At 66.7% G+C, this 23,589-nt stretch carries 26 protein-coding genes, 1 tRNA gene and 1 pseudogene; 19 read left to right on the top strand and 9 right to left on the bottom strand.

Translation table 11 applies throughout. The annotated features are described in order from the left end of the window. On the bottom strand, nt 1–803 hold an 803-nt coding region (locus QOI01_RS01945), incomplete at its 3' end, for a serine hydrolase domain-containing protein (RefSeq protein WP_526378072.1). 83 nt (nt 804–886) lie between these two features. On the opposite strand from QOI01_RS01945, the gene QOI01_RS01940 reads away from it, so the two are divergent. Continuing rightward, a complete protein-coding gene (locus QOI01_RS01940) occupies nt 887–1,309 on the top strand; it encodes a DUF2784 family protein (RefSeq protein WP_526378070.1) in 423 nt (140 codons plus the stop codon). A 73-nt stretch (nt 1,310–1,382) separates the two neighbouring features. On the opposite strand, the gene QOI01_RS01935 is transcribed toward QOI01_RS01940, so the two are convergent. Together QOI01_RS01935 and QOI01_RS01930 are read right to left on the bottom strand one after the other, a co-directional pair. Further along, entirely contained in the window at nt 1,383–2,066 is a 684-nt protein-coding gene (locus QOI01_RS01935) for a response regulator (protein WP_526378068.1), read from the bottom strand. Next, nucleotides 2,059–3,702: a sensor histidine kinase gene (locus QOI01_RS01930; protein ID WP_526378066.1), complete on the bottom strand. Its 1,644-nt coding sequence runs from the start codon at nt 3,700–3,702 to the stop codon at nt 2,059–2,061. The genes QOI01_RS01935 and QOI01_RS01930 overlap by 8 nt, the downstream gene beginning before the upstream one ends. A 108-nt stretch (nt 3,703–3,810) precedes the next feature. Here QOI01_RS01930 and QOI01_RS01925 point away from each other — a divergent pair, with 108 nt between their 5' ends. The 5 genes from QOI01_RS01925 (at nt 3,811) to QOI01_RS01905 (ending at nt 8,107) form a co-directional block, all read left to right on the top strand. Next, nucleotides 3,811–4,785 carry a Bug family tripartite tricarboxylate transporter substrate binding protein gene (locus QOI01_RS01925; RefSeq protein WP_526378064.1) on the top strand — a complete coding sequence of 325 codons (975 nt, stop codon included), beginning with the start codon at nt 3,811–3,813 and terminating at the stop codon, nt 4,783–4,785. Nucleotides 4,786–4,790: 5 nt separating this feature from the next. Beyond that, on the top strand, nt 4,791–5,306 hold the full coding sequence (locus tag QOI01_RS01920) for a tripartite tricarboxylate transporter TctB family protein (RefSeq protein WP_526378080.1): 516 nt from the start codon (nt 4,791–4,793) through the stop codon (nt 5,304–5,306). A 1-nt stretch (nt 5,307) separates the two neighbouring features. Then, complete coding sequence (locus QOI01_RS01915) at nt 5,308–6,846, top strand: tripartite tricarboxylate transporter permease (RefSeq protein WP_526378062.1); 1,539 nt, start codon at nt 5,308–5,310, stop codon at nt 6,844–6,846. A gap of 31 nt (nt 6,847–6,877) precedes the next feature. Continuing rightward, a complete protein-coding gene (locus QOI01_RS01910) occupies nt 6,878–7,267 on the top strand; it encodes a universal stress protein (protein WP_526378060.1) in 390 nt (129 codons plus the stop codon). A 66-nt stretch (nt 7,268–7,333) separates the two neighbouring features. Beyond that, nucleotides 7,334–8,107: a DUF1206 domain-containing protein gene (locus tag QOI01_RS01905; RefSeq protein ID WP_526378058.1), complete on the top strand. Its 774-nt coding sequence runs from the start codon at nt 7,334–7,336 to the stop codon at nt 8,105–8,107. A 4-nt stretch (nt 8,108–8,111) separates the two neighbouring features. On the opposite strand, the gene QOI01_RS01900 is transcribed toward QOI01_RS01905, so the two are convergent. Continuing rightward, the gene (locus tag QOI01_RS01900) at nt 8,112–9,104 is read right to left on the bottom strand and encodes an alpha/beta fold hydrolase (RefSeq protein ID WP_526378056.1); all 993 of its coding nucleotides are present in this window, start codon (nt 9,102–9,104) and stop codon (nt 8,112–8,114) included. Between the two features lie 191 nt (nt 9,105–9,295). Between QOI01_RS01900 and QOI01_RS01895 the strand changes: the two genes are divergently transcribed. From QOI01_RS01895 to QOI01_RS01880, 4 genes and pseudogenes are all read left to right on the top strand, one after another. Beyond that, a complete protein-coding gene (locus QOI01_RS01895; RefSeq protein ID WP_526378082.1) occupies nt 9,296–9,463 on the top strand; it encodes a hypothetical protein in 168 nt (55 codons plus the stop codon). Beyond that, nucleotides 9,424–11,827: pseudogene (locus tag QOI01_RS01890) on the top strand (flavodoxin domain-containing protein); the annotation flags it as partial. The gene QOI01_RS01895 and the pseudogene QOI01_RS01890, both read left to right, overlap by 40 nt. Before the next feature lie 29 nt (nt 11,828–11,856). After that, on the top strand, nt 11,857–12,240 hold the full coding sequence (locus QOI01_RS01885; protein WP_526378054.1) for a hypothetical protein: 384 nt from the start codon (nt 11,857–11,859) through the stop codon (nt 12,238–12,240). Continuing rightward, nucleotides 12,203–12,514, top strand: coding sequence for an alpha/beta hydrolase (locus tag QOI01_RS01880; RefSeq protein WP_526378052.1), 312 nt, complete (start codon nt 12,203–12,205; stop codon nt 12,512–12,514). Before QOI01_RS01885 ends, QOI01_RS01880 begins: the two co-directional genes overlap by 38 nt. Nucleotides 12,515–12,518: 4 nt before the next feature. Here the strand turns inward: QOI01_RS01880 and QOI01_RS01875 are convergent. Next, a tRNA-Leu gene (locus tag QOI01_RS01875) sits at nt 12,519–12,604 on the bottom strand. 67 nt (nt 12,605–12,671) lie between these two features. On the opposite strand from QOI01_RS01875, the gene QOI01_RS01870 reads away from it, so the two are divergent. Beyond that, nucleotides 12,672–14,015: a M20/M25/M40 family metallo-hydrolase gene (locus QOI01_RS01870; RefSeq protein ID WP_526378050.1), complete on the top strand. Its 1,344-nt coding sequence runs from the start codon at nt 12,672–12,674 to the stop codon at nt 14,013–14,015. 32 nt (nt 14,016–14,047) lie between these two features. Continuing rightward, nucleotides 14,048–14,575: a YbhB/YbcL family Raf kinase inhibitor-like protein gene (locus QOI01_RS01865; protein ID WP_526378048.1), complete on the top strand. Its 528-nt coding sequence runs from the start codon at nt 14,048–14,050 to the stop codon at nt 14,573–14,575. On the opposite strand, the gene QOI01_RS01860 is transcribed toward QOI01_RS01865, so the two are convergent. The 4 genes from QOI01_RS01860 to QOI01_RS01845 form a co-directional block, all read right to left on the bottom strand. Further along, nucleotides 14,576–16,078, bottom strand: coding sequence for an FAD-dependent oxidoreductase (locus tag QOI01_RS01860; protein WP_526378046.1), 1,503 nt, complete (start codon nt 16,076–16,078; stop codon nt 14,576–14,578). It abuts the gene before it with no gap. A gap of 93 nt (nt 16,079–16,171) precedes the next feature. Continuing rightward, entirely contained in the window at nt 16,172–17,233 is a 1,062-nt protein-coding gene (locus QOI01_RS01855; protein ID WP_526378078.1) for a quinone-dependent dihydroorotate dehydrogenase, read from the bottom strand. Next, on the bottom strand, nt 17,233–17,487 hold the full coding sequence (locus tag QOI01_RS01850; RefSeq protein ID WP_526378044.1) for a DUF5703 family protein: 255 nt from the start codon (nt 17,485–17,487) through the stop codon (nt 17,233–17,235). Before QOI01_RS01850 ends, QOI01_RS01855 begins: the two co-directional genes overlap by 1 nt. A 28-nt stretch (nt 17,488–17,515) precedes the next feature. Then, nucleotides 17,516–18,496: a YncE family protein gene (locus tag QOI01_RS01845; RefSeq protein ID WP_526378042.1), complete on the bottom strand. Its 981-nt coding sequence runs from the start codon at nt 18,494–18,496 to the stop codon at nt 17,516–17,518. A gap of 139 nt (nt 18,497–18,635) precedes the next feature. Between QOI01_RS01845 and QOI01_RS01840 the strand changes: the two genes are divergently transcribed. The 7 genes from QOI01_RS01840 to QOI01_RS01810 all read left to right on the top strand — a co-directional run bounded on the left by QOI01_RS01840 (nt 18,636) and on the right by QOI01_RS01810 (nt 23,532). Continuing rightward, nucleotides 18,636–18,947: a hypothetical protein gene (locus tag QOI01_RS01840; RefSeq protein WP_526378040.1), complete on the top strand. Its 312-nt coding sequence runs from the start codon at nt 18,636–18,638 to the stop codon at nt 18,945–18,947. 35 nt (nt 18,948–18,982) lie between these two features. Then, nucleotides 18,983–19,813: an undecaprenyl-diphosphate phosphatase gene (locus QOI01_RS01835; protein WP_526378076.1), complete on the top strand. Its 831-nt coding sequence runs from the start codon at nt 18,983–18,985 to the stop codon at nt 19,811–19,813. Further along, nucleotides 19,810–20,487: a histidine phosphatase family protein gene (locus tag QOI01_RS01830; protein WP_526378038.1), complete on the top strand. Its 678-nt coding sequence runs from the start codon at nt 19,810–19,812 to the stop codon at nt 20,485–20,487. Before QOI01_RS01835 ends, QOI01_RS01830 begins: the two co-directional genes overlap by 4 nt. A 75-nt stretch (nt 20,488–20,562) precedes the next feature. After that, on the top strand, nt 20,563–21,150 hold the full coding sequence (locus QOI01_RS01825; protein WP_526378036.1) for an Rv2134c family protein: 588 nt from the start codon (nt 20,563–20,565) through the stop codon (nt 21,148–21,150). Between the two features lie 58 nt (nt 21,151–21,208). Then, nucleotides 21,209–22,012, top strand: a complete 804-nt coding sequence (locus QOI01_RS01820; protein WP_526378074.1) for an Rv2133c family protein — start codon at nt 21,209–21,211, stop codon at nt 22,010–22,012. A 63-nt stretch (nt 22,013–22,075) separates the two neighbouring features. Further along, complete coding sequence (locus QOI01_RS01815; RefSeq protein WP_526378034.1) at nt 22,076–22,759, top strand: GNAT family N-acetyltransferase; 684 nt, start codon at nt 22,076–22,078, stop codon at nt 22,757–22,759. Between the two features lie 65 nt (nt 22,760–22,824). After that, nucleotides 22,825–23,532 (top strand): 3'(2'),5'-bisphosphate nucleotidase CysQ, encoded by a 708-nt coding sequence (locus tag QOI01_RS01810; RefSeq protein WP_526378032.1) that lies wholly within the window; start codon nt 22,825–22,827, stop codon nt 23,530–23,532. The last annotated feature ends 57 nt before the right edge of the window (nt 23,533–23,589 follow it).

Below are 23,589 nucleotides of genomic sequence, written 5' to 3'. Positions count from 1 at the left end.
GACGGGTTCCAGTAGGTGCTCTCCTCGTAGAAGGGGGTACCGCCGGGAATCCGGAGTGCTGCTCGGCGCTCCGAGCTGAAGGCATGCAGCACCGGCGACGGAATCTCGGCGGTATCGGAGTTCGCCGTGTTGGTCAGGCCGAGGGGCTGTAACACCTTCTCCGACAACAGCTTCGGCATGGTCTCGCCAGTGGCCTTCTCCAGTGCCAACCCCAGGAGCACGTAGTTGGTGTGCGCGTAGTTCCAGTTGGTCCCCGGCTCGTAGAGCAGCGGCTGGTTGACGGCGAAGTCGAGCAACTCCTCAGGAGTCCACTGCCGGAACGGGTCGGCGTACAGCGCATCGTTCATGGCCGTGTTGCCGATGACGTAGTCGACGTAGCCGGAGGTCATTTGAGCCAGCTCGCCCAGGGTCACGCGGTCGGAGTGCGGCACCTCGGGCAACCACGTCGACAGCCTGTCGTCGAGTTTGACCTTCCCCTGGTCGACGAGACGCAACAGCAGGGTCGAGACGTACGAGATCGCCACCGCCCCATTGCGGAAGTGCATCTCCGGGGTAGCGGGAACACCGGTCATGGACTCGCCGACGGCACGTGTGACGACCTCCTTGCCGTCCTGTGTCACCCGCACGATGACGGCCTTCAGGTGTGACTGCTTCATCACGTCGTCGACGATCCGCATCACCGCGTCGGCCCGCCCGCCATCGGCCGCGGGGGTGGACTCCTCGGGGGTGCGGTTCAACGGCGCACAGCCGGTCATCAGCAGGCTTGCGCAGGCGAGGACGCCGAGCAATTGACGGAGGGGCATACCCGGAAGCTTCTCAGCTGGATCGGAGATCGGGGAGCGGTATCGTGTTCAGGTCGGCTTGTCATGAGTTTCGGGTGCTGAGAATGACTAACTTCTACACGATCGTCGTAGTGGTCACCGTCGCCGTTCACTTCGCCTTCGTGGGCTACGGGGTGATCGGCGGATTCCTGGCGCTGCGCTGGCCCAAGACCATCTGGCTGCACTTGCCCGTGGTGATCTGGTGCGTCGCGATCGAGGTCGTCGACTTCATTTGCCCGCTGACGGCGTTGGAGCGCTGGGGCAGGGCAGGCGCGGGCATGGCGCCGCTGCCGTCCGACGGATTCATCGACCACTACATCACCGGAGTGTGGTACCCGGCGACGGACGAGAATCTGGTTCTCGTGCTGGTGCTCGTCACGGTCGTCACGTCCTGGGGCCTGGTGGCGCGCAAAGCCAACCGCAGACGAGCCTTGGCCACGGATGCGACGACCACGCCCGTGGGGAAGCTGAGCCGGTCCAGGCGCTGAGGAGTCAGGGCGACGCAATGTCGAGGGGCTGCTCGTAGAATCGAAATCAGGGATCGGCATCGCGATCGCCGATCTACGCGCGGCGCAAGTAGTAGCGCCGTTCGGGACGGCCCGCGCCGTACTGCAGACGCAACTCGAGCGCGCCTACGATCAGGAAGTGCTCGAGGTACCGTCGGGCGCTGACCCGCGAGATACCCACCAGCTCAGCGCATTCCGCTGCAGAGACCTCGCCCGCGTGGCGCACGGCCTCCAGCACCAGTTGTCCCGTGACGGTGCCGAGCCCCTTGGGCAGTGGTCCGTCGGCCGCCGGGGTGCCCGATGGTCCGCCGTTCCGGCCGAACAACGAATCGATCAGTGATTGATCGGCACCGCCTGCTGACGCCAGCGCGTCGGCCCTCGCTGCGAAGGACTCGAGTTTGGCCTGCAGCTGCGGGAACTCGAAGGGCTTGATCAGGTAGTCGGCGGCGCCTCCGTCCAGCGCGCCGCTGACCGTGTCGAGTTCGCGGGCCGCGGTGATCATGATGACGCCGACGGGGTCGCCGGCGGAGCGCAAGCGCTGCAGTACTTCCAGACCCGTCATGTCGGGCAGGTAGACGTCGAGCAGGACGAGATCCGGCCGCAGTGTTCCCGCCAGCTCGAGTGCTTCGGCGCCGGTACGCGCGGACCCGACGGCGGCGAACCCGTCGACGTGGTCGACGAACTTGCGATGGATCTCAGCGACCATGAAGTCGTCGTCGACGACGAGCACTTCACGCATGGCCGGTCCGCCCCACCGTCAAGGTTTCCTGGCCGGCCAACCGTGCCGGTGGCAGCCTCACCCGGAAGCACGCGCCACCGAACGGCGCATCGGTGACCTCGACCGTGCCGCCGAGCTGCGCGCTGACGAGGCGCACGAGGGCCAGCCCGATCCCGCGTCCGCCCGGCACGTCCGGTTTGGAGGTGACGCCGCGGGCGAAGATCTCCTCCCGAAGATGTTTCGGCACACCGGGTCCGGAGTCGGTCACCGACACCGTCATACCATCCGCGTCGTCGATGTGCACGGTAACCAGGGTGTCGCGCGATCCTTCCGACACGTCGACCGCGTTGTCGATGAGGTTGCCGAGCAACGTGATCACGTCCGTCGCCAGGGCTGGATCCAGTGCCGACAGGTGAGAGTCGGACGCGATGGTCAGAGCAACCCCGCTCTCGGCGGCCAGCGAGGTCTTCGCGATCAGCAGTGCGGCAACTGCCGGGTCTGAGACGAGTTGCGTCACTGCGTCACTGATCTCGGCGCGTCGTCGCGTCAGGGCGCCGACGAAGTCGTGCACGGAATCGTATTCTCCGAGCTGCACCAGACCGGAGATGGTGTGCAACTGGTTGGCGAACTCGTGTGTCTGGGCCCGCAGCGTGTCGGTGACGCTCTTGTGTGACGACAACTGTCCTTGCATCGACGCGAGTTCGGTGCTGTCACGCATGGTGGTGACCGTTCCGATCCTCTTGCCCTGGCTCGTCGCCGACCGTCGGTTGAGCGCAAGCACCCTGGTGCGGGTGACGATGACGACGTCGCGGCGATCCTCACCGGAAAGCAGGAATTCGGTGACGGCCGGGTCGACTCCGACCTGGTCGACGCGCCGCCCAACTGCGTCCGGCGCCACGTCCAACAATTCCTGCGCACTGTCGTTGAGCACCGTGATCACGCCGTCGTTGTTTACCGCGACGACTCCCTCACGGATGCTGTGCAGCAACGCTTCCCGATGTTCGGCCAGGCTCGCGATCTCGGCGATCTCCAGCCCGTGGGTCTGACGCTTGATGCGGCGCGACAGTAGCCAAGAGGCGAGCATTCCGAGAGCGGCGCCGAGGCCCAGGTACACCAGCAGTCGCTCACCCGCGCCGCTGAGCAACTGCCACACAGACGGATAGCGCTCCGACACCGAGACGACGGCGAGGACGGCGCCGTTGATGTCGTTGATCGGCACCTGCCCGGCCAGGGCGTGCACGCCGTCGATGTCGAGGTCGCCGAACCAGGCGCGCCCCTGACGCGCCGCGCTGCCCGTCAGATTCAGCGTCCGACCGACCCGCGACGGTTCCGACGACACCCGAATGACGCCAGCCGGGTCGAGGATCTCGGCCAATCCGGCGCCCGACAGCGCGACCGCGCGATCCACGTCGGGCGCCAGTATCTGCGCTGCGAACGGATCGGCGTACCGCTCGCGGACGATCGGCGTCGACGCCAGGTTCTCGGCGACGGCGATCATGCGCTGCCCGCGGACGTCGCGAAACTCCTTGGTCGACTGCGTGACCGATACCGCGGCCACGGCGACGAGGACCACGGCGACCACCACCAACTGGAAGGCCAGGAACTGGCCGGCGAGGCTTCGGGTGCCGCGTCGCAGGATCGATCGCCGTGAACTCAATGACCAATACTTTCGTTGCGTCCGAAACAGTGACTCCCGTCACTGTCGGGTCCAGTATTGCTGAGCATCACATTCGCGACGGATGGGACCCGAATGAGAACGACCCGAATGAGACGACTACTGATCCTGACGAGTCTCGTCTGCGCGGCGGTGCTCCTGGCCGGGTGCGGAGTCACCCGCGGTGGCGAACAGACCGGTATGCACAGGCTGCGGATGATGGTGCCGAACAGTCCCGGCGGTGGGTACGACCTTACGGCCCGCACCGCGGTGAAGATCATGGAGGACGACGACATCACCGGCCGCGTCGAGGTCTTCAACGTGATCGGAGCCGGCGGCACGGTGGCCATGGCCCGACTCATGAACGAGAAGGGCAACGACGACCTCATGATGATGATGGGGCTCGGCGTGGTGGGCGCGGTGTACACGAACGGATCGAACGCGCTGGCGTCCAACGCGACACCGCTGGCGAAGATGGTCGAGGAGCCGGAGGGCATCCTCGTCCCCGCCGACTCGCCCTATCGGACGGTCAACGACCTCGTCGCCGCGTGGAAGGCCGACCCGGCCAAGGTCACCATTGGCGGCGGCTCCTCGCCAGGCGGGCCCGACCACCTCTTCGCGATGGAGACTGCGCGCGCCGCGGGTGTCGACCCGAAGACGGTGAACTTCATCTCCTACGACGGCGGCGGCGACCTGCTGACCGCGCTTCTCGGCAAGAAGATCGCCGCTGGCACATCAGGTCTCGGCGAGTACGTCGACCAGATCGAGGCCGGCGAGGTCAGAGTCCTCGCGGTCTCCGGCGAGCAGCGAGTGGCCGGCGTCGACGCGCCGACGCTGAAGGAGGCCGGCGTCAATCTCACCTTCACCAACTGGCGCGGAGTGCTTGCCCCACCGGGCATCTCGGACGAGGCGCGGCAGTCGCTGGTGAAGGTCCTCGAGGATCTGCACTCAACCGACGCATGGAAGGAAGCCTTGGTGAAGAACAACTGGAGTGACGCGTTCATGACGGGGGCACCGTTCGAGCAGTTCCTGAAGGATCAGGACCAGCGGGTCTCGTCGACCCTGACCGAGCTGGGGCTGTTGTGAGCGCACTGACGGAAGACCCCAAACCGGTGGCGCCGAAGTCCGTGGACAAGGCGCAGTACCTGGTGGCCGCCGTCTGCGTCGTGGTGGGTGTGTTTCTGATCTTCGATGCGCTGACCCTTCCTGGCGGTTACGCCAAGGTGGATCCCGTTGGCCCGAAACTCTTTCCGATGGTCGTCGGCGTCGGCCTGGTAGTGCTGGCGCTCATTCTCGCGGTCGCGATTCCGATGGGCTCCAAGGGCGAAGCCGATGCGGGCGAGGACATCGATCCGGACCTGCCGAGTGACTGGCGCACCGTCGGATTGCTGGTCGCCATCTTCGTCACCACGATTCTGCTGGTGAACCCGCTGGGATGGACCATCACCAGCGGTCTGATGTTCGCCGGGTCGGCAACGGTTCTGGGCAGCAAGCACTACGTCCGCAACATCGTCATCGGCGCGGCGCTCGGCATCGCCAGCTTCTACGCGTTCTATTCCGGGCTCGGAATTCCACTGCCCGCAGGCATTTTGGACGGGATTCTCTGACATGGACAATCTGAACTGGCTGCTCCAGGGGTTCGAGCAGGCCGCTACGCCGATGAACCTGCTGTACGCGGTGGTCGGCGTACTGCTGGGAACCGCGGTTGGCGTGTTGCCGGGTATCGGCCCGGCGATGACGGTGGCGCTGCTGCTGCCGATCACCTACAACGTCAGCCCGAGCGCGGCGTTCATCATGTTCGCGGGAATCTTCTACGGCGGAATGTACGGCGGTTCGACCACCTCGATCCTCCTCAATACGCCAGGAGAGTCGTCGTCGGTGATCACCGCGATCGAGGGCAACAAGATGGCCAAGGCGGGAAGAGCCGCACAGGCCTTGGCGACGGCGGCCATCGGATCGTTCGTCGCGGGCACCATCGGGACCCTGCTGTTGGTGTTGTTCGCCCCCGCGGTGTCTCGTTTCGCCGTCACGCTCGGCGCGCCGTCCTACCTCGCGATCATGCTGTTCGCGCTCGTCGCCGTCACCGCCGTGCTGGGATCCTCCAAGCTGCGCGGCGCGATCTCGCTGTTCCTCGGGCTTGCGATCGGTTTGGTCGGCATCGACTTCCTGACAGGGCAGGCCAGGGCGACGTTCGGCATTCCCCAGCTGTCCGACGGCATCGACATCGTGGTGATCGCGGTGGCGATCTTCGCGCTCGGCGAGGCGCTGTGGGTCGCCGCGCATCTGCGCCAGCGACCCGCCGAAGTGATTCCTGTCGGTAGGCCGTGGATGGGTCGTGACGACTGGCGGCGGTCCTGGAAGCCGTGGCTGCGGGGCACCGCCTACGGGTTCCCCTTCGGCGCGCTGCCCGCGGGCGGCGCCGAGCTTCCGACGTTCCTGTCCTACATCACGGAGAAGAAGCTCTCGAAGCACCCGGAGGAGTTCGGCAAGGGTGCGATCGAAGGTGTCGCCGGACCGGAGGCCGCCAACAATGCCTCGGCCGCAGGCACGCTGGTACCGATGCTCTCGCTGGGGCTACCCACCAACGCCACCGCGGCGGTGATGCTGACGGCGTTCGTCTCCTACGGCATCCAGCCGGGGCCGACGCTGTTCGCCAAGGAGCCGCTGCTGATCTGGACGCTGATCGCCAGCCTGTTCATCGGCAACTTCCTGCTCCTGGTGCTCAACCTCCCACTGGCCCCACTGTGGGCGAAGCTACTGCGCACCCCGCGGCCCTACCTGTACGCGGGCATCCTGTTCTTCGCCACGCTTGGGGCGTTCGCCGTCAACCTCCAGCCGCTGGACCTGGCGTTGCTTCTGATTTTCGGCTTACTCGGGCTGATGATGCGCAGGTTCGGGCTACCGGTGCTGCCGCTGATCATCGGCGTCATCCTCGGGCCGCGTATCGAACGCCAGCTGCGCCAGAGCCTGCAACTCGGCGGTGGCGACTGGAGCAGCCTCTTCAACGAGCCCGTAGCGATCATCGTGTACGTCTGCATGGCCTTGCTCCTGTTGGCGCCGCTCGTGCTCAAGCTGCTGCACCGCGACGAGGAGACCCTGCTCATCGTCGAGGATGACCAGGACCAGCGAGAGAAGGCCCAAGCGTGATCACTGACGAGTGCTTGCGCGAGGAGCCGAAATGATCGTCGTCGGATACACCGCTGACCAGTACGGCCAGGCCGCCCTCGAACATGCCATGACCGAGGCGTCCCTGCGGGGCACGGGCCTGCTGGTGGTCAACTCCACCAAGGGGGACGCCTACTCGGACCCCGGGTTCGCTCAGCAGCCCCAGGTGCACGACGTCGAGGAGCGGCTCAAGTCGTGCGGGTTGGCGTACGAACTGATCCAGCCAGTCGGAGTCGACCCGGTCAACGAGTTGCTCGAGGCAATGGACCGCGCCGGCGCCGAGTTGCTGGTGATCGGCATCCGGCACCGCAATCCGGTGGGAAAGCTTCTGCTGGGCAGCGTCTCTCAGCAGTTGCTACTCGAATGTGCGAAGCCGGTGCTGGCCGTGAAGCCCGCCCGCTGAGCAGGATTTCTGCGCGATCGTAAATTTATGGTTTGGGTCACTGCGACGCCCGGGTACCCGCCGCAAATGGTCGACACCCGGTCGGCGGCCGCCACCGCCCACGACAGCGTCTGGTTCAAGCGCGCGGCACGGGCGGGCTTCGCCGCCAGTGGCCTCCTCCATCTGTTGATCGCCTTCATCGTGGCGCGCCTGGCCCTCGGTAACGGTGGCAGCGCAGACCAGGCCGGCGCGCTGGCGACTCTGGCTGCGCAACCCGGTGGCGCGGTGATGCTGTGGGTGGCCTCGGTTGTCCTCGCCGCGCTCGGCGTGTGGTATCTGGTCGAGACGTTCCTCGAAGAGGACGCCAAGCACCGGGTGAAGTCCGCTGCCGTCGGGGTGGTATACCTCGCGCTCGCCTTCTCGGCTGGGAAGTTCGCGATGGGCAGTGGCAAGTCCAGCGGCCAGCAGAATGCCGGACTGAGCGCGCAGATGATGCAATCCGCTTGGGGCAAGGCAGTATTGGTGGTCGTGGCATTGGTCGTGATCGGTGTGGGTGGCTATCACGTCTACAAGGGCGCCAGCAAGAAGTTCTTCAAAGACCTCAACGTCTCGGGTGGCACCGCGATCACCTGGGTCGGGATCGCTGGATACGTCGCCAAGGGGCTGGTCCTGGTTGGGGCGGGTCTCCTGGTGCTCGTCGCAATCTTCACCGCCGACCCGGCGAAGGCCTCCGGCGTCGACGCCGCGGTGAAGGCGCTCGGCGGCGCACCCTTCGGCAAGTTCCTACTAATCATCGCCGCACTGGGGCTCGCCGCCTACGGCGCTTACGGTTTCATCCGTAGCCGCCACGCCGACATGTGACGGTTCAGTCCAGCGAGCCGAGGAAGTCGAGCAACGCCTCGTTGACTTCCCGTGGTCTTTCCTGCTGCAGCCAGTGACCGGCGCCGGGCAGGATCTGCACTCTGCGCAGCCCCGGCACCGCGCCCGGTAGGCCTGCGATGGCTTCCGGCGTGTTGCCTGCGATGAGGTCGTATTCTCCGCCGAGATACAACGCGGGCTGATTGATGGCGGTCCCGGCGAACGGTCCAAGCAGCCCGGGCATGGCGTTGATGTTGCGGTACCAGTTCAAGCCGCCACGGAACCCGTTGGTGGACAACTCCGATACGTAGAACGCCACGTCCTCTTCGGTGAGCCAGGCTGGAAGCGTCTCGGGAATCACCATCTGCTCTGCGAATCCCTGCCCCCTGGGAAAGTGACCGTCCCAGCCGGTCGGATGGATGCCGTCGGTCACGATGTCGCCGCTGATGGAGTACAACAAGCCGCGCACCGAGTGGTCGACGTCGGCCTCGAGGTCTGCCTCGGCCACGCCCGGCTCCTGGAAGTAGAGCCGGTAGTACTCGCGATCGCCCGCGTTGGCCCGCATCAGGTCGTTCATGGTCAGCCCATCGGGCAGCGCGATCGGCGGTATGTACGGGACGCTGAGCGCAGCGACGGCGCGAAAGAGGTCCGGTCGCATCAGCGCGCAGTACCAGGCCACCGGCGCGCCCCAGTCGTGTCCGACCACCACGGCGCGACCGGCGCCGAGGACGTTGACCGTGCCCACCACGTCACCCACCAGATGACTCAGCGAGTAGGCGTCGACCGCCTCCGGCGCACTGGTCCCGCCGTAACCCCGCATGTCGAGCGCGACGGCGCGGAAACCGGCGGCCGCGACCGCGGGCAGCTGATGCCGCCACGAGTACCAGGACTCGGGAAATCCATGACAGAACACGACGAGCGGACCCTCACCCACCGACACCGTGTGAATCGAGATGCCGTTGGCCTCGACCTGCCCGTGCTCGAACTCGTCAGCTGCCATGACGCCGAGCCTAACGGGACCCGATCAACCGCATTCGAGGGTCGGGCGGATCGATCCGTCGCCGTCCGCGGTCACGTCGTGGGAGCAGACACCCGGTCCACCGCCGGTGGTCTCCGCACCGGATCTGAGGTCGTAGGTGCGGCCGTGCAGTGGGCACACGACCGTTTCGTCGTCGGTGAGTCCGTCGGCCAGTGGTCCGCCCCCGAGAGCGCGCCGAGAGCGCGCAGCGAGCCGTCGCGCATCCGGTACACGGCGATCTGCTCGCCGTCGACGGCGAAGGTGCGGCCCTGGCCGAGGGAGATCTCGTCGACCCGTCCGCGAGCAGATATTCGACGAACTGCGCCAATTCTCCATTCTGAGAACGGGTTACGATCTGCGCGGAGCCACCTACGACCGGCTCCGCGAAACGCCGCTGCAAGGGCCCGTCCCGCCCGTTGACCTGCCGGGTGGTGACGACGACCGCCACCCGATTCGCTACCTCAATGACGGTGTGAGCCAGGAGCTGTTCACCGACGCCGATGGGCACCGGCCCCCGGCTCGCCTTCCCCACCCCGTCGCGGCGGGCGATCTTTCACCCCCGCTCGCACAAGGATGCCCGTGAATTGCCCGACGACGACTATCCGGTGGTGTTGAATACCGGTCGCCTGCAACATCAGTGGCACACGATGACCAAGACCGGCAGGGTGGCCAAGCTCAACTCCGGGCCGTTCGTGGAGATTCACCCGACGACGCAGCGGCACAGGGCATCGTCGAGGGCCAAGCCGTAGAACTGGCCTCGCGGCGGGGCCGCGCGGTGCTTCCCGCGGTGGTGACCGGCCGGCTGCGTCCTGGCAATTGCTTCGTACCATTCCACTGGAACGACGAGCACGGCGAGTACCTGGCCATCAACGCCGACACCAGCGATGCCGTCGTCGACCCCGATTCCCTTCAACCGGAGTTCGAGGCCTGCGCGGTCAGCGTGCGTCCAGCGGGACCTGCTCCGGCGCCACGGGAGCTCGCGCCCGCGACGATGAAGGTGATCTCCTCGGCGCTCGGGCTCGACGATCTCCCGCAGCCCGATCTCGACGACGTTGAGAAGCAATATCTAACAGGCTTTTTCAGTGCCCTACCCGCAGATGTGCACGGAGTTCCGTTGCTGCCCGACGAAGCCCCGGTCAGCAGGGCGGTGCGACTCTACGTCGACGGCATGCCCGCAGGAAGGTATTCCGGTACCAAGGCGATCGGCGTGGCAGATCCGACCGCCGGACCGGTGCCGCTGGTGGTCTGGGCTTCGCAGACCGGCAACGCCGAGGAGCTCGCGGCACGGGTGGGTGAGCAGCTCGGCACAGCGGGCGCGCCAGCGCGGGTGTTGAACATGGACTCCTGTCTGCTCTCCGACCTCGTCGAGGCCCGCGACGTTCTGGTGGTGACGAGTACCTTCGGCGACGGCGGACAGCCCGACAACGGTGCAGCCTTCTGGACCCGGCTGGCGTCGGCCCACGCCCCCGCGCTGGACGGGATGCGCTACGCCGTACTGGGCATCGGGGACCGGTCCTACGACGACTTCTGCGGCTACGCAAAGTCCTTGGACGCCCGACTGGCTGAGCTGGGCGCCACCAAACTGGTCGAACGCATCGAATGCGAGGCCTACGACGACGAACCGATGGCGCGGTGGGCCGACGAGGTGACCACTCTCGTCGGCCCCCGCAGCCGACAGGGCACCCGCGGTCCCGCCATCGAGGAGAAGCCGGACCGCCGAACCGTTCACCCGCAACAGTCCGGTCGACGTCCCCCTGAGCCGCAACACCGTGCTGACCGCACCCGGCTCGGCAAAGGAGCTGCGCCAGTTCGGGTTCGACGTCTCCGAGCACACGACCACGTATTCGGTCGGGGACGCGTTGGGGTGTGCGCCACCAACAGCGAGCAGATGGTGACGAAATGGCTTACGGCCACCGGACTGTCCACAGACGACGCGATCGAGGTCGACGGAACGGAGATGCGGCTCGGTGATGCGCTCACGTCGCACTACGACATCTGCCGCATCACCCCCAATCTGTTGGACTTCGTGACCGAGGCCAGTAATGCGGCCGGATCGCTGAGAACCTTGCGCCGCAACCGCTCTGAGCTGGACAAGTGGCTCAGAGGCCGCAACGGCGTGGACGTCGTCACGGAATTCTGCGTTGGCGCCGAGGTGGAGCAGTGGCGCGATGACCCCACGTTTCTCGCCGACCGGCCGGCCGAGGCGCCGGTACCCGTCTTCCTGCAGCCCTCCCCACACTTCCGGCCGCCCGAGGACGGTTCCATTCCGATGATCATGATCGTCCCAGGGACGGGCATCGCGCCGTTTCGCGGATTTCTGCAGGAGCGCCGTGCGCGGTCATCGCGGCTACAGCTGGTTGTTCTTCGGTGACCAGCACCGTGCCGAGAACTTCTATTACCGAGACGATTTGGAGGACATGGTCAGCGACGGTCTGCTCAACAGGCTCGACCTGGAATTCTCAAGGAACCAGCCGCAACGGGTGTACGTCCAGCACGAGATGCTGGACTACGTCGCCGACGTCTGGCGCTGGCTGGAGGACGGCGCGCACGTCTACGTGCGCGGTGGCGCAACCCGAATGGCCAAGGACGTGGACGAGGCACTCCCCGCCGTCATCCGCGAGCACGGCGGGATGTCCGCAGAGCGTGCACACGACTACAAGCGGGAGTTGGTCGCCACCAAGCGCTACGTTCGCGACGTGTACTGAGCGTCCGCACCGAGGTGTAACTTCGCGACATGGCCGCACCCACCGTGAACGTCACAGTGCCGGGCCGCCTTGGCGACCCGACCATGGAGCTGCGCTCGGATTCGCGGGCCGATCCTCGCATGGTTGCGGCGTTGGCTCCGTTCGGGCTCGACGCGCGGGCCGCCGAACTGGCCGTCACCAGACAGTCACCGCTCGAGGAACTGCTGGCGGTGGCGTCGGCGACCGAGCAGGCATTCGACGGACTGTTCGGTGCACTGCTCGCAGACGCTCCGCAACCGCACGGTGTCGAGACACGGGTCCTCACCATCACGGGCGCCCAACCCCGTTTTGGCGTCCCTCGTCGAGAACCAGGGCTACATCCTCAGCCCATCGGTCATGACGCTCATGGCGGCGCTGTACGACCCCAACGGTGAACACGCCACCAATCCGCTTGCCTGGTCGTACTACGCAGCCGAGGAGGATCTCCGCGGCCTGCCGCCGCACGTCGTGACGACCGACGAGGTCGACCCGTTGCGCGACGAGGGACTGGCATACCTGCGGGCACTGCTGCGGGCCGGGGTGAACGCCACCGGCCACACCTACAACGGCGTCGGTCATGTCTGCGAGCAGCTTCTGGGAGCGTCCGTGCCTGAGCTGTTCAACCGCGCGTTGCGCGATGTCGCGGCCTTTGGGCGCAGTGTGGGTTGAAGAGTGTCCGAGGGGGGACTTGAACCCCCACGCCCATTAATAGGGCACTAGCACCTCAAGCTAGCGCGTCTGCCATTCCGCCACTCGGACAAGAGCGCCTAAGGCTAACCGAACGGGGTGCCCGGACCAAAACCCGGCCGCCCATGCAATGGTACGAATGGTGACTGTGACTGATTCTCCCCAGGCTAGCGACGAGGTCGTCGAACTCGTCAGCACGCTGATTCGGTTCGACACCTCCAATACCGGCGAGCTGGAGACCACCGCGGGCGAGGAGGAGTGCGCCCGCTGGGTAGCCCGGCAGCTCGAAGAGGTCGGCTACCGATGCGAGTACGTCGAGTCCGGCGCGCCGGGGCGCGGGAACGTCTTCGCCCGGCTGCCCGGCGCCGACCCCAGCCGCGGTGCGCTGTTGATCCATGGCCACCTCGACGTGGTGCCCGCCGTGGCCGCTGACTGGAGCGTGCACCCGTTCTCGGGAGCGGTCTCCGACGGTTACGTCTGGGGGCGTGGCGCGATCGACATGAAGAACATGATCGGCATGATGATCGCGGTCGCGCGGCACTTCAAGCGCACCGGGATCGTGCCGCCGCGGGACCTGGTTTTCGCCTTCGTCGCCGATGAGGAGGCCGGCGGAAAGTACGGCTGCGGATGGCTGGTCGAGAACCGGCCCGATCTGTTCGATGCCGTCACGGAGGCCATCGGCGAGGTCGGCGGCTTCTCGCTCACGGTGCCGCGCCGGGCCGGCGGCGAGCGGCGGCTCTACCTCATCGAAACGGCCGAGAAGGGCATGCAGTGGATGCGACTCACAGCGCACGGTCGTGCGGGGCACGGCTCGTTCGTGCACGACGAGAACGCCGTCACCACCCTCGCGGGAGCGGTCGCGCGGCTCGGCGGCCACCAGTTTCCGCTGGTGCTGACCGATCCGGTCGCGCAGTTCCTGACCGTCGTCGGCGAGGAGACCGGGCACGCGTTCGATCCGGATTCGCCGGACCTGGACGGGACGATCGCCAAGCTGGGGCCGATCGGCCGCATCGTGGGCGCCACGATGCGGGACTCGGCCAACCCGACGATGCTCAAGGCCGGATACAAGGCCAACGTCATCCCGGCGACCGCAGAGGCCGTGGTGGACTGCCGGGTGCTGCCCGGGCGCCTTGCGGAGTTCGAGGCGACGATCGACGAGCTGATCGGCCCCGACGTCACCCGCGAGTGGATCACCTCGCTGCCGGCGTATGAGACGACGTTCGACGGCGACCTGGTGGATGCCATGAACGCCGCGCTGTTGACGGTGGACCCGGACGCGCGCATCGTGCCCTACATGTTGTCCGGTGGCACTGATGCGAAACACTTTGCGCGCCTTGGTATTCGCTGCTTCGGCTTCATTCCGCTGCGCCTGCCGCCCGAACTGGACTTCGCGGCGTTGTTCCACGGAGTCGACGAGCGGGTACCCATCGAGTCACTGACGTTCGGCACCGAAGTTCTCGAGTACTTCCTGCTGCACTGCTGATCAACCACCGCCAGATCAACCGAGAGGACCCAATGAGCACCCCGTACGACAACCTTCCGAAGCTGCCCAGCTTCATCCTGACCTCGGAGTCGGTCACCGACGGCAAGCCACTGGCCAACGACCAGGTGAGCGGGATCATGGGCGCAGGTGGATCGGACGTCTCGCCGCAACTGAGCTGGTCGGGCTTCCCGGAGACCACGCGCAGCTTCGCGGTGACGGTCTACGACCCCGACGCCCCGACGGGCTCGGGGTTCTGGCACTGGGCGGTGGCCAACCTGCCTGCGACGGTGACGGACCTGCCCGCAGGCGTCGGCGACGGCAGCCAGAGCGGATTTCCCGGTGACGCCATCACCTTGGCCAACGACGCAAGCCTGAAGCGTTTCATCGGGGCCGCTCCGCCACCAGGGCACGGCGCGCACCGCTACTTCATCGCCGTGCATGCCGTCGATGTGGAGAAACTCGACCTGCCAGACGGTGCGACGCCGGCCTATCTCGGGTTCAACCTGTTCAGCCATGCGATCGCCCGTGCCGTCATCCACGGCACCCACGAGCAGAATTAGTCACCGATCCTGCAGCGGTCCACACCGTACGTCGAAACGTTCCCGCACGGTGTCGAGGGCCCGCGCCGCACGATCGCGCGAGCGGCGGTGGGTGAGCGCGAATTTGGCCTGACTCGGCAACCGACGAGGCAGCGGGTACCAGGCGTCGAAGTCGAGGCCGTTGTCGGTGAACACATGTCTTGGGACGCTGTCGTAGATGAGGCTCAGGTTGTGCTGGACGAGCGTGAAGAGTGCGTACGGAAACACCACGCTCGATTTCTCCCGCAATTCCTGGAGGTCCATTTCGTACAGCGGGACATTCCTGATCACGTTCAGGAACACGAGGTGGGCCATGAAGTAACCCTGGAACGCAGGCAGGTGGAGGGTCGCTGACCGCGGCTGGATCGAGACCACTGCGCCGCTGGCGGAGACGTAGGGTTCGTACGGGTGACTGTTGCCATCGATACCGAGGTAGCCGGTGCAGTTCACGATCCAGCTACCCGGTTCGATCGTCTTCGTCGCACCGCCGCGGAACACCAACTCGGTCGCGCCGTTGCGGTCGACGGCATCGACGAAGTAGTCCATCACGACGGCATTGAGTCCCGCACGGATCGTGGAGTTCTCGGCCTTGGACAGCACACCGGCAACGTAGTTCGCCGCATCGGGAGTGAGATGGGTGCCGTACTTCGAACGGAACCACCGCTGGACCTCGGCCTCGTTGGTTCCGTCGAATCGCCGGCTCAATTGGGCGCCCATCTCGATGGTGAGGGTGCCGGCCCACCACCGCCTCGACCCGATGGGAAACATCTGCTCGCGCGTCGCGAAGAATGTTCCGCGACCGGCCACGAGGTTCACTTCGCGGCCGGGGTAATCCGTGATGAGTGCGTGCGCGGTATCCATTGCGGTCTTGCCGCCGCCGATGATCCAGACCGGAGTATCGCTGGATCGCATGTCGCCCGATCGGACATCGCAGTAATCGGGTGAGACCGACCGGACACTAGCGCTGGAGATCGCGAGTGGGTCGTCGGGCGTGACTCGGAGGCCATAGGCCTTGATCAGGCGCTTCGCCTCGATCACCACGGCCTTGCCAGCTGAGGATCTGCAGGTGACTCGCACGATCCCGTCGGCTTCGTGGCGCGATTCATCAGCCGACTCGAAGGTCGAACCGAAGTATTCGTCAACCCGCACTCGCTCCTTGATCACGCTGAGGCAGTGTTCGAAGTGGTCGAGCACCTCGGCCTTCGTCGCCAGATGGTCGGGGCGCTTGCCGAGGGTCCACTCGATGTTCCCTGCGGTGAACATCGGGTGCGGCTGGTGCAGGCGCACGTAGGGGTAGGTGTCCACCCACATGCCGCCGACGCGGGCGCGACGGTCGACCAGGATCACCCTTTGATCCCTGGACAGGTATCGGCTGGCGACGAACAGCGCGTTGAGTCCGGCGATACCGGCTCCGACAATGCAGACGTCGCAGCGTTGCACGGTGCCGTCTCCCGCCATGACGGACGATGTTTGGAATGCGGACATCGGCGGACCCCCTGGCAACACCGTATCTGTGTGCGGGACGAATTAGTCGTATTCGACAGCGGCCGTGCCCGAGATCGCCAGATGCGACGTGAGCTAACGAGCCGCTGATCCGACCGCGTCCGCCAGCGACGCGAACCCGCCCTCGTGGAGGCGACGGGCCAGGCCGTCGTGAATGTGCTTGGCCCACAACGGGCCGCCGTAGATGAATCCGGTGTAGCCCTGCAGCAGCGACGCCCCTGCGGTGATGCGCTCCCACGCGTCCTCGGCCGTCTCGATGCCGCCGACACTGATCAGCACGAGGCGGTCGCCGACCCGTCGGTAGAGCCGGCGCAGCACCTCGCCGGATCGCTGCGCGACGGGTGGACCGGACACGCCTCCTGCACCCAAATCGGCGACGCCGGGCGTCGCGAGACCGTCGCGCGAGACCGTGGTGTTGGTGGCGACGATGCCTGCCAAACCCAGTTCGATCGCGAGGTCGGCGATCTCGTCGACGTCTGAATCGGACAGGTCGGGTGCGATCTTCACCAGCACCGGTGTCGTGGTTTGCGTGCGGACGGCGGCCAGGATCGGCCGTAGCGACTCGACGGCCTGCAGGTCGCGCAGCCCGGGAGTGTTCGGCGAGCTGACGTTGACCACCAGGAAGTCCGCCAACGGGCCGACCAGCCGGGCACTCTCGGTGTAGTCGTCCTTCGCGCCATCGGGCGGTGTGGTCTTCGTCTTGCCGATGTTGGCGCCGATGGGCACGTCGGAGGTGTGACGGCTCAAGCGCAGGGCCAGCTCGCCCGCCCCGTGATTGTTGAAGCCCATCCGGTTGAGCAGCGCGCGGTCCTCGGCCAGCCGGAACATTCGCGGTTGCGGATTGCCCGGCTGGGCCTGCGCCGTCACGGTGCCCACCTCGGCATAGCCGAAACCCAGTGCACCCCATGTCTTCAGGCCGGAGCCGTCCTTATCGAATCCCGCTGCCAGGCCCACCGGACCGGGAAACCGGACGCCGAAGACCGTCGTCTCCAGCACCGGATCGCGTGGCGCCAGCCACCTGGTCAGGCCGCGGCGCGGCAGTCCCGCTGCCGTGATCAGGCGCAGGCAGGCGAAGGCGATGGTGTGGATCCGCTCCGGCGGGACCAGGAACAGAATCCGCCGCAACGCGCCATAGATCATGGGTTCGGCTGACCATCGGTGCTGGCCCAGGCGGCGGACTTCCTGCGCCGCAGTAGAACCCGCCGGCTGCCGTCGGTGTAGAGGCGAACGCGGGTCAGCTCCCAGCCGCGGTACTCGGCCTCGATGGACAACCGAATCGACGCGGACACCCTTGTCACGTCCGGTGGCAGCCGCAGCGGAACCCACTCGTATTCGTCGGACAGGTCGGCTTCCCACGCGGCGGGCATGCGCCCGCGCTCGCTGGGGCTCATCGTTGCTGTCTTCTCTTCGCGCGAGCGCTCATCGGCCCGCCCGCGGGATCACTTGCACGCCAGCGCCCGAGCCGGACACCACGTACAGGGTGCCGGTCGTGTCATCGAAGATCAGGGAGTTCGGTTGTTGCACGGTTCGATAACGCACCTTCTCGACGGGTATTCCGGTGGCCAGATCGTAACCAACCACGTTGTTCGTCGCCGTTTCTGACACCCAGGCGAGCCAACGCGATCCGGCGAGCCCGTACGGCGCTCCCCGCACCGGGGACTGTTGCCGCAGCATCAGTGGGTCGGTTCCGAACACCAGCAGCGACTGACCCCGGGTGTCGGCGACCAGGATGCGGCCCGCAGGATCCGTGACCATCGTGGTCGCGCCCTCTCCTGCGCGCAATGCGTGTTCCTGCTTCGTGCCCGAGACGTCGACGGTGGTCACCGAGGTCTGGCCACGGTCGAGCACGGCCACCGTATTGCCCTGTGCGGCAAGGGCATCCACGCGGGCGAAGATCTGCAGACGTGCCCCGACCGCCGTCGCGGAGTCGAGGGTGTACACCGCTCCGTCGGCGCTGCCGAGCACGACCTTACCGTCGGCGCGACGGGTGATCGCGGTGAAGTCGGTATCGCGTTGCCCGTCGACGTCGAATCGCGTCACCTTGGCAGCGCCCTTGAGTTCGACCTGGAAGTAGCCCCCCTTGGCCGACAGGTAAACCGCTCCGTCTCCATCCGCGACGATCGCGGTGGCCGGTCCTGGCAGTGGCACCGTCCTGGACGGCCCGGACGGCGGGAACGCGGTGACGGCAGACCCGCCCGCGGGATCCAGTTCCAGCACGACCAACGACGACGTGGCCGGGTCGAACGCGGCGGCCTCACCGATACCGGCGAGCGGCCGCACCGACCCCTGCGGCTGCCCCGCGACCGCCGGCGACACCGCGGCCACCGCGGGGACGATCGTCGGGGGCGGATTGTCCTCGTGTTTAGAAGAACACCCGATCGGGGCAATCACCGTCACCATCACTAGGGCGCTGTGAGCAAGGCGACTCTTCAGTGTTGCGTGCGGTGGCAAAGGGTAACTCTCGAGTGTGATGGTTGGAGGGCGATCGAATGGCCAGTTTAGGCACGTCCGTGCGTGGCGCCGACGGTATGGTTCGGACATGACCCTGGCTGCGGACAACGACGTGGCCGGCGGGACGTTTGCCATCGAGGACATCTCCACCGGCATGCACGCCAGCGGATTCGGAGAGGTCGGAGACGGCAGGAGCTTCTCCTTCCGCGTGGATCGGCAGACGCTCTTCGTAGAGATCTACCGACCATGGCTCGCAGGACCGGTACCGCAGGCCGGGGACGTCGTCGCCGCGGCGACTCGCAGCCTCGCCCACGTCGACGTCGACGATGAGCGCAGCCTGACCGCAGCCGTGCGCGACGCAGTTTCTGACGCGCAACCGGTCCCGCGCACAACTCGCTGACGCAACCCCACGGTACGGTCGTCGGCGTGACAGACGTGTCGTGGTTGCAGGTGGTCGTGCTGTCCGTCGTACAAGGCCTCACCGAATTCCTGCCGGTGTCGTCCTCGGGACACCTGGCGATCGTGTCCGAGGTGTTCTTCGGGCGCGACGCGGGTGCCTCGTTCACCGCAGTCATTCAGATCGGCACCGAGATCGCGGTGTTGATCTACTTCGCCCGCGACATCGTGCGCATCGCCAAGGCATGGTTCGGCGGGCTCTTCGACAAGGCGAGGCGAACCCCCGACTACTGGCTGGGCTGGTGGGTGATCATCGGCTCCATCCCGATCGGGGCGGCCGGGCTCGTCTTCAAGCACTACATCCGCGGCGACGTCCGCAACCTGTGGATCATCGCAGGAGCGCTGATCGTCTTCTCTTCCGTCATCGCCGCCGCCGAGTACTACGGCAAACAGACCCGCACCATCGAGCAGTTCACGTGGCGCGACAGCCTCCTCATCGGCGCAGCCCAGTGTCTCGCGCTGATCCCGGGGGTTTCCCGGTCGGGAGCAACCATCAGCGCAGGCCTGTTCCTCGGCCAGGAACGAGCGGCCGCGGCACGGTTCGGCTTCCTGCTGGCGATCCCCGCCGTGCTCGCCTCGGGCCTGTTCTCGCTGCCCGACGCCTTTCACCCCGAAGGCGTCGGCATGAGCGCGACGGGGCCGCAGCTGCTGGTCGGCACGATCATCGCCTTCGTGATCGGGTACGCCGCAGTCGCGTGGTTCCTGAAATTCCTGGTTAGCCACGGCATGTACTGGTTCGTCGGCTACCGGGTGGTCGTGGGTGTCATCGTGTTGATCCTGCTGGGCACGGGCGTGATTGCCGCGCAATGACCGTCATTCTGTTGCGGCACGGCCGCTCGACGTCGAACACCGCCCACACGCTGGCAGGGCGCTCCGACGGTGTCGACCTCGACGACAAGGGTCGCGAGCAGGCCGAGACGGTGGTCGGCAGGCTCGGCGACTTGCCCGTCAAGGCGATCGTGCGCTCGCCGCTGTTGCGCTGTGAGCGAACGGTGGACCCGCTCGCTACCGCCCTCGGGCTGAAACCCGTAGTGGACGAACGGCTCTCGGAGGTCGACTACGGCGCCTGGACCGGCCGCAAGATCGGCGACCTGGTCAAGGAGCCGCTGTGGGCGGTGGTGCAGCAGCAGCCCAGCGCCGCGGTGTTCCCCGACGGCGAGGGCCTGGCTGAGGTCCAGGCGAGGGCGGTGTCGGCCGTACGCGAACACGATCGCAAGCTCACGGAGGAAAACGACGGTGACGTGCTGTGGGTCGCCTGCACCCACGGCGACGTGATCAAGGCGATCATCGCCGATGCGCTGGGCACCCACCTGGACAGCTTCCAGCGGATCACCGCCGACCCGGCGTCCATGAGTGTGATCCGCTACACGGCGGTGCGGCCGTTCGTCCTTCACGTCAACCACACCGGTCCCGCCCTGACCGCGGCTCTTCTGGCGAAACCGGAACCCTCGGGCGACGCGGTGGTCGGCGGTAGCACCGACTGAACGGACCCGAGGCGACGGCCGCGCCGACGCTCGAATTACGGCTGCGGTGGTAATACCGGTATTTTGGGAGGCGTCATGACCCGTTCGATTCACGTCTTCCGCTCACCCGACCGCTTCGTGGCCGGGACCGTTGGGCAGCCAGGTGACCGCACGTTTTACCTCCAGGCCGTCCACGACGAACGGGTCGTGTCGGTGATTCTCGAGAAGCAACAGGTGGCGGTGCTCGCCGAGCGGATCGCCGCGCTGCTGCTGGAGATCAATCGTCGATTCGGCACCCCGGTGCCGCCCGAGACGGTCCAGATCGACGATCTCAGCCCGCTGATCATGCCCGTCGACGCGGAATTCCGCGTCGGCACGATGGGCCTCGGCTGGGACTCGGAGGCGCAGACCGTCGTCGTCGAATTGCTCGCGGTGTCCGAAACCGAGTTCGACGCCTCCGTGGTGCTCGACGATGCAGAGGACGGACCCGACGCCGTTCGTGTCTTCCTGAGCCCCGAGTCGGCCAGGGAGTTCGCGGCCCGCTCCAACCGGGTCATCTCCGCCGGCCGGCCCCCGTGTCCGCTGTGTGACGAACCACTGGATCCCGAAGGACACATCTGCGTGCGCACCAACGGTTATCGACGAGGCGCGCTGGCCGGATCCGATGATGACCCCGACACCTGAGGGCTACGGCCGCCAGGAAGGCCACCAGGACGGCCACCAGGACGGCCACCAGGACGAGGTGTTGCGCTGCGGCGAACTGACCGTCATCGGGCGCATCCGCTCCGCGAGCAACGCGACGTTCCTGTGCGAGGCGCATCTTGGGGACCGCCAGGCGCACTGCGTGTACAAACCAGTGGCCGGCGAGGCGCCGCTGTGGGACTTCCCGGACGGCACCCTGGCAGGGCGTGAAGTCGGGGCGTATCTGGTCTCGGCGACGTTGGGCTGGAACGTCGTGCCCTACACCGTGCTTCGTGATGGCCCGGCCGGCTCCGGTATGGTGCAGCGGTGGGTCGATCAGCCTGGCGACGCTCTCGCGGACGATGAACCGGAGGAACTGCCCGATGCCGGGCCGGATCTGGTGGACCTGCTCCCGGCAGGTCACGTCCCGCCCGGCTTCCTGCCGATCCTGCAGGCCTACGACTACGCGGGCGACGAAGTAACCCTCGTGCACGCCGACGATCACCGGCTGCGCCGGATGGCCGTGTTCGACGTCCTGATCAACAACGCGGACCGCAAGGGCGGCCACATCCTGGCCGGAGTCGACTCCTGCGTCTACGGCGTCGACCACGGTGTGAGCCTGCACACCGAGGACAAGTTGCGCACGGTCCTGTGGGGGTGGGCGGGAAAGCCGGTCGACGACGATGCGCTGCGCGACGTCGCAGGGCTGCGCGACGCCCTGCTCGGCGACTTCGAAGAGGTCTTGCGGCCCCACCTCACCAACCGGGAGATCGACGCGCTATACGCCAGAGCTGTTGGTCTGCTTGAGAATCCCGTCATGCCCAGCCCGGATCGGCGCAGGCCGATCCCGTGGCCCGCGTTCTGACTCATCGGAGAGGCACCGAGTTCGACCCGGTGGACGACACCGGGGTGTTCTACGCTCATTGTCATGACCGATCACGACCACGCAGCCGCCCGTCGGGAGATCACCGACGCCCTTGCCAAGGCGCTCGACCGCCGTCACGAGGTGCTCGACGTGATCGTCGAGGCTGATGACAGGAAATCGGCCGTCGAGTCCATCTCGACCCTGCTCGAAACGTCGCACCTCGGTGGTGAGGCGGTCATGACCATGTCGTTCGACCAGCTCACCAGGGATTCGCGGCGTCGGATCGCCGCCGAACTCGACGACCTGAACAAGCAACTCACCTTTACCCTCGGGGAACGGCCCGCCAGTTCCGGGGAGAGTCTCGTCCTCCGTGTCTTCTCGGGAGACGTCGACCGCGACATCTTCTCCGCGCGCACCGCCGACGTCGGCGCCAAGGGCGACGGCTCGGGAGCGCCTGCGGGCAGCCTGGACGACGAGATCCGTTCGGCGCTCGGACGGGTGTCGAACGAGGAGGCGGTGTGGTTCGTGGTGGAAGAGAAGAAGGGCTCCGGAAAGGGCACAGACAAAGTCGGGATGGCCTTCGGTGAGCTCCTCGGCGGCGAGGTCAACGTCCGGATCTGGATTCACCCGGATCATCGTCACCGGGGCTTCGGAACGGCCGCGTTGCGCAGGTGCCGCTCGGAGATGGCGGCCTACTTCCCCGCGGTGCCGATGGTCGTGCGCGCTCCCGGCGCGACGCCCAGGTAGCGCCCATTAGCACCTTCCTGACTGATGCAGCGCTGGCCGCAGAGGTGGCTGCCGAAGCCGGCAAAATGCTCGTCGCACTGCGCGAGGAGATCGGCTTCAGCGACTACTACGACCTCGGCGACGCGGGTGACCGGAGTGCCAACACCCTGATCCTTGACCGCCTTCGCGAGCATCGGCCCGACGACGCCGTGCTCTCCGAGGAGGCGGCCGACGATCTGGCCCGCATCCGCGCCGACCGGGTGTGGATCGTCGACCCGGTCGACGGCACCAGGGAATTCTCGACATCCGGTCGCACCGACTGGGCGGTGCATATCGCGCTGTGGCAGCGCAGCGGTGGAGCGCCGGGCGGCATCACCGACGCGGCAGTCGGGTTGCCTGCCATCGGCGAGGTGTACCGGACGGACACGGTCACCCCGCCGCCGCCGCGCGAACCAGGGCCCATCCGCATCGCGACGAGCCGCAACCGGCCACCGACCGTCCTGTGGTGGCTCCGCGACATCCTCGACGTCGAGCTGATCGGAATCGGGTCGGCGGGCGCCAAGGCGATGGCCGTCGTACGTGGGGACGTCGACGCCTACGTCCACGCGGGCGGGCAGTACGAATGGGACTCGGCCGCCCCGGCCGGTGTCGTCGTGGCGGCGGGGCTGCACGCGTCGCGACTGGATGGCTCACCGCTGATTTACAACCGGCGTGATACCTATCTGCCCGACTTCGTGATGTGCAGGTCAGAGCTCGCCGACACCCTGCTCGCCGCAATCCGTTCGGTGTTCTGACGGCAGATCCGGATCGGATGGGGAATGGAATGGCCGCGTTCGTTGTCGCATCACTTC

The organism is Mycobacterium sp., assembly GCF_032162605.1.
GTDB lineage: Bacteria > Actinomycetota > Actinomycetes > Mycobacteriales > Mycobacteriaceae > Mycobacterium.
The sequence above is the reverse complement of the archived record's forward strand: the minus strand, read 5'-3'. Positions and strand labels throughout refer to the sequence as shown.